This is a genomic window from Dyadobacter sp. LHD-138, from assembly GCF_030929615.1.
GTDB lineage: Bacteria > Bacteroidota > Bacteroidia > Cytophagales > Spirosomataceae > Dyadobacter.
In genome coordinates this window covers 1-6,314 of record NZ_JAVFVU010000080.1, presented here as the reverse complement: position 1 = coordinate 6,314, position 6,314 = coordinate 1, and the positions used below count along the sequence as shown (strand labels likewise).

Genomic DNA, 6,314 nt, shown 5'->3' with positions numbered 1-6,314 from the left:
CTGGGTAGATGAATATAATGATTTTGCTCCCCATTCAGCTTTAAAAATGAAAACACCAAAAGAATATTTTAACCTTCAAATCGCTGCATAATCAGTCCAAGTTTTAAGCGGAAAGAGCAATGCCTACACTAAACATAGTCAGAAGCGGTGTGATGTTATCAGAACTAACACTTTTTCCTATTCATATCTATTGCTCCTTTTTTTCACTCTTTGATTTATACATTTTCAATTTGAACTTGTCAAATATTTAAGGATACACACAGTATAGGATATATGCAAGAATTCAAATTAAACGTATGCTCAATGGGGCAACCTCTCAATATTGCCACAAATTAATCCTATTTCCTTTTAAAAATCACTATAGTGGCTGACAACTATACTTTTAATAACAATGCATAAGCCAACTGTTAATATTAAAAACCTGACATTTGTTTTGAAAGTTTGAGTAAATATCTATATTAGCTTAGCATCTTTGAACTGCTGTTGCTAGGGTGCCACACATTAAAATAAAAGTATTAAGATGAAAATTTCCTACATTACTACTTACAACGCACTGGATATTCGTAACTGGTCGGGAACTGGATTTATGATTGCTGAAGCTCTCAAAAATCAAGATAATGAGCTTGATTACATTGGCAATCTGACTGCAAAACCAGGAATTAATTTATACCTAAATAAAATCTACAATAAGCTAATAGGTAAAAATGTTGATTTAAGCAGGGAGCCTTATGTTGCAGAACAATATGCAAGGCAAATAGAAATCTTATTGAAACCAAATTCAGACCTTATTTTTTCCCCTGGAACAACACCAATATCTTTATTAAAAACTAACAAACCGAAGGTTTTTTATACCGATGCCACTTTTGCGGGAATGATAGGTTTTTATGAATACCTTAATAATCTGTCTAACAATAATATTGCAAATGGAAATTATTTAGAGCAGCAAGCTTTAGATAATTCAAATTTGGCCATTTATTCTTCTGATTGGGCTGCAAAAACAGCAATTGACAATTATAACGTCGAGCCGTCAAAGGTAAAAGTAGTACCCTTTGGCTCCAATATTCAATCTGATCGGGACTTAAAAATTATTAAAGGCATAATTGCAACTCGATCTACAACTCAGTGTAATCTTTTGTTTCTTGCTGTTGATTGGAGTAGAAAAGGAGGAGATATGGCGGTTAAGATTGCCGCAAGGTTGAACGAAATGGGTTTAAAAACAACTTTACATATTGCAGGGATAAAAAATATCCCTTTGTCCAATATTCCCAGCTTTATTATAAACCATGGTTACATAAGTAAGTCTAATAAAGAAGGAAGAAACAAAATCGATAGACTTCTGGCTCAAAGCAATTTCCTAATATTGCCAACTCAGGCAGATTGCACTCCAATCGTTTTTTCAGAGGCTAACTCTTTTGGATTGCCATGTATAAGTACAAATGTTGGCGGTATATCGACTATACTTAGAGATGGCCTTAATGGAAAAGCATTTCCATTAGTATCTGACGAAAATGTTTACGCAGATTATATACAATCCATTTTTAGCAATAAGGAATTATATAAACAATTAGCTCTTTCATCTTTTCATGAATATGAAAGTAGATTAAATTGGGATGTCACAGGTAAGACTATTATGAAATTACTTCATGAATTGTAATTTTAACTATATAATTTGTAACCAATTATATTAAACAATACACAAATGTTAGAAAACCTAAAGAAAGTAATGCTCTTCTTTTCACAGCTAGGAATTATTAAAGGCTCGTTCTTTTTAATTGGAAAAGCTTTGAAAAATAATAAAACAATAAACCTCGCTAATATAAAGCATTCAATCCATTTACGTCCAGGTACTTCGGACGACAAAGTTTTTGCTCAAATATTTGTGTATAAAGAATATGACATAAATTTAGATTTTGAACCACAAACAATTATTGATGGAGGAGCTAATATTGGCTTATCATGTGTTTATTTTAAAAACCGATTTCCGGATGCTAAAATTATCGCTATTGAACCTGACATCGAAAATGTGGAATTGCTAAATACTAATATTAAAAATTACGACAATATATATGTTAAACATAAGGGCTTGTGGCCAACAAAGACATGTACCAAGCTCACAGATAAATATGGATTTGGGAAGTGGGGAATGATAGTTGAGGAATGCAATAACGACGCGTCACTGCACAATGAAATAAATACAATCACAATAGATGATATAATGAATGAATTTCATTTAGAATATATAGATCTACTTAAACTTGATATTGAGTCTGCTGAAAAACAATTATTTAGCGGTGACTATATGACTTGGCTACCAAAAACCAAAGTTATCATTATAGAACTACATGACTGGATTACAGATGGCTGTTCTAAACCTTTCTTTTCCGCAATTAATCAAGCATTTAATAATTATAGCTTCGGTCAAATTGGAGAAAACACAATTATTGTAAATAGGGATTTAGTACCAAGTAAAACACGTAGTACCTAACAATCAACATTTTAACTAAAACAAGATAATTAATTTTATACAATTTGATATTTACTTAGTCTATTTAGAAGTATACGAATAACCCTGCTCCTGCTTACTTCAGTTCATGTTACTAATATTAAAAATAAAATTTCCTTTTTACAAGTTTATTATATAAACTTGTAAATAAAACACACATCTATCTTCAGCAACATGAGGAAAACGTATACAACCTATCGCACTTGTATTCATCGTTTACGCAGTAAGACTGCAACAACCAATGAAGTGCTGATTATTACCTGCTATGACTATTTTCTTCAAAAGTATGATTTAGCTTTTTTACTGAAAAAATATCAGGAAATAATTCTAATCCCTCAATCAACGGACGATGATTTTTTATTAAATAATGAAGTTAGTCCTCTTTTGGATAAATTTGAAAAGATTCATCTCGTTACTAATCCTCAATATGATAGCAAATATCATGTGATTTATGAATTAGTAGTCCGAAGAAACAAATCCATCAGAATCAGTACCGTTTATGATTTTTGTGAAACTATTTTAAAAAAGGTTTACATTCCTGACAATATCGCAGAGACTAATCCAAATATTAGTACACTCCTGACTTTTGGTAGAAGGGTACGTTATCCCAAAAAGATAATAGATGTTTCTATTTCCGCAACACTTTTTCTGCTTAGCCTCCCCTTGTGGATTTTAAGCTATTTTCGCATAAAACTAGAATCGCCAGGTCCTGTTTTTTACTTCCAGAAAAGAGTAGGTATGCATAATAGGCATTTTGGTTGTATAAAATTCCGGTCTATGCGTATGGATGCTGAAATAAACGGAGCCAGCTTTTCCAAAAAAAAGGATTCACGTATTTTCTCATACGGTTCTTTTATGCGTTCGAGCAGGATTGATGAACTTCCTCAAATCATAAATATCTTCCGGAGAGATATTTCTTTGATTGGTCCGAGACCGGAACGACCCGTATTTACAGAAACTTTTGATGAAACGATTCCTTATTACAATATCAGGCATAACGTAAAACCTGGCATTACGGGTTATGCCCAGGTAATGTATCCATATGGGGCAGGTGTATTCGATGCCCGTCACAAATTGATGTATGACCTTTATTACATAAAAAACTGGAGCATACAGCTGGAGCTCAAAATTATTTTTTTAACAATCTGGGTTATACTCGGTAGAAAAGGGCTCTAATTGAATATTCCAATTTACCTGGTTTCAGAAATTTTCCTATCATTAATAATGAGGACTATCCCTGTACTTATTTTATTTATCTTTCTTATATTAAGTACCGGTCTAACCAACGCACAGGATTCGACAATAACTTATTCAGCAAACATACAGACATCATTAGCCAATGGAATGACTCCATATTGGTTGCAAACTAATCAGTATGGGGTCATTCCCCTAAATGGCTCCTTCGTTTCAGGGCAATGGGGCATTTTCAAAGTTTATAATCCGGGAAATCCTCGACTGATCCAGTGGTCTGCAGGTGCGCAGCTCATTACAAATACCGGTAAATCAAACACTATTTTTTTTACTGATTTGTACGCTGCCCTTAAGATCGGACCGGTAGAAATAAGTGTAGGCCCACGAAGAGAATTTATGGGTTTGTCTGATAGCACACTCACTTCGGGAGGAATTGCCATGTCTGATAATACACGGCCCTATCCAAAGTTTCAAATAGCAACTCCCAATTTTGTTAACATCATCCCTTTTAATGACATCATTTCGTTCAAATTTAATTATTCCGATGGCCTCTTGGGCTCGAGTAAAATTAATTATGGGAACGTTAGGGAAATCCCAGTAACCTACATGCACCAAAAGTCACTTTATTTTCGCGTGGGAGGCAAACGTCACAAATTAAGCTTGTATGCTGGTTTCAACCACCAGGCCATCTGGGGTGGTGAAGAGAAAATTTTCGCTGGTGGCTTAAAAACCTGGGAAGCTTATAAATACGTTATTTTAGGGAAACCCTGGGCAAATAGCCGAGTTGGAAATCATTTTGGAACTATCGACATAGCGGCAGAATGGAGAGGAAATGCATGGAACATTTTCTTATACCGACAAAATATATATGAAGATGGCTCATTGGCGCAACTTACCAATATCAAGGATGGTCTTAATGGATTAAGATTTAGAAGAGCGAAAATTGATAGAAATGATCTTTCCCTAAAATTAAACACCTTATTACTAGAATTTGTTTACACGAAGGAACAAGGAGGCAATGTTTTCAATTTTGACCAAGGTATTTTTGGTAACGATAACTATTTCAATCACTACGTTTATGATCAAGGATGGTCTTATCGAGGACGAGCCTTGGGGACGCCATTAGTCGCCCCAACAAATATGTTAAGTAATGACATACCCCGTGACGGCAGAGGATTCACTATCAACAACCGGATTATGGCAATCCATCTCGGGTTAATGGGCTCTTTTAATAAAATTGACTTTTTAATAAAAGGAACCTATTCGCAAAATTTCGGGACATACGCTACTCCTTTTTCTCCTTCATTGAATCAGTATTCTTTACTCATTCGCGTCGAAAAACCAGTTCGCATTTGGAATACCAGTCTTTTAAGCCTAAGTTTAGCGGGTGATCAGGGCAAATTATACCCTAATACATCAGCTATTACTATTGGCTGGCGAAAAGTTGGTTTTCTAAAATAACATTATCACTTTACTGGAATTCTAAAAGCATTTTATGAGATTTAAATGCTGCTATCGGTCCCGCTGTTTTCTTTTGATTCCTTTTTTTTTCGCCATATTAAGCTCATATGCCCAGGACTCAACTTTAAAATATACCGCAACAATATACGTAGCAGGTAGTACCAAACAAACTCCGTTTTGGCTTCAGGCTAACCAAAATGGCGCAGTTCCGCAAAATGGTACTTTCACCTCGGGTATCTGGGGGTTACAAAAGATGTATCATCCTCACAATCCAAGACTATTTCAATGGGCCGCGGGTGTAGAACTTGCCACAAACTATGGAAAATCAAAAGATATCTTTTTTTTGGATTTGTTTGTTTCCAGCAAAATCGGCCCCGTTGAATTTATGGCCGGTCAGAGAAAAAATACAATAGGTCTCTTAGATTCTGCCCTCACCTCCGGTTCCCTTGCGATGGCCGGTAATGCCAGGCCTTTTCCCCGTTTTCAAATTTCAATCCCTGAGTTTTTGCCTCTTGGTTTTACAAATGACTTGATTGCAGTCAAAGCAAATTATTCGGATGGCAGATTCGGGAAAAGTGGTATTCTGTATGGTAGTGTGTCAAGTGTTCCCGTCACCTATTTTCATCAAAAGTCCCTTTATATCAGGATAGGGCATACAAAGAGCAAGATTCAATTGTTTGGCGGCATCAACCATCAGGCCATTTGGGGAGGAGAAGCTAAGATACTTCCCATTTATGATTTAAAACCACCCAAAGCCTATTGGTATACTATCACCGGAAAAACGCTGGATTACAGAAAAATAGGATTCCACTTTGGGACAATAGATCTGGGAATAAAATGGCGGAAAAATGAGTGGTCATATTTTTTATATCGGCAAAATATTTATGAGACTGGGTCCTTATTCAGGATCATCAATTTTTCCGACGGTCTCAACGGAGTTAAAATTACCAGAAATAAGCAGTCAAATAATCAAAAAAATAATTTTGTAATTAATTCGGTGTTGTTTGAGGTCGTAAATACTCAAAATCAAACCAATCATTTGTTCCTAACCGCTTGAATCATTGGACCAGTTTGTAGCCTCAAAACGAGAAACAGATATGGTATTAGAAATGATTAAAAATGCACGCCTGAGTTCATCGGGAAGAAAGTTGCTTACCTC

5 protein-coding genes are annotated in these 6,314 nt (G+C 35.2%); all 5 read left to right on the top strand.

Annotated features, from left to right (window positions below):
- Positions 1 to 520: 520 nt before the first annotated feature.
- The 5 genes from RB622_RS29745 to RB622_RS29725 all read left to right on the top strand — a co-directional run bounded on the left by RB622_RS29745 (position 521) and on the right by RB622_RS29725 (position 6,212).
- Positions 521 to 1,654: a glycosyltransferase family 4 protein gene (locus RB622_RS29745; RefSeq protein ID WP_308050477.1), complete on the top strand. Its 1,134-nt coding sequence runs from the start codon at positions 521 to 523 to the stop codon at positions 1,652 to 1,654.
- A 45-nt stretch (positions 1,655 to 1,699) separates the two neighbouring features.
- Complete coding sequence (locus RB622_RS29740) at positions 1,700 to 2,485, top strand: FkbM family methyltransferase (protein WP_308050476.1); 786 nt, start codon at positions 1,700 to 1,702, stop codon at positions 2,483 to 2,485.
- A gap of 192 nt (positions 2,486 to 2,677) precedes the next feature.
- Positions 2,678 to 3,679, top strand: a complete 1,002-nt coding sequence (locus tag RB622_RS29735) for a sugar transferase (protein ID WP_308050475.1) — start codon at positions 2,678 to 2,680, stop codon at positions 3,677 to 3,679.
- The gene (locus RB622_RS29730) at positions 3,680 to 5,155 is read left to right on the top strand and encodes a capsule assembly Wzi family protein (RefSeq protein ID WP_308050474.1); all 1,476 of its coding nucleotides are present in this window, start codon (positions 3,680 to 3,682) and stop codon (positions 5,153 to 5,155) included.
- Between the two features lie 253 nt (positions 5,156 to 5,408).
- Entirely contained in the window at positions 5,409 to 6,212 is an 804-nt protein-coding gene (locus tag RB622_RS29725) for a capsule assembly Wzi family protein (protein ID WP_308050472.1), read from the top strand.
- The last annotated feature ends 102 nt before the right edge of the window (positions 6,213 to 6,314 follow it).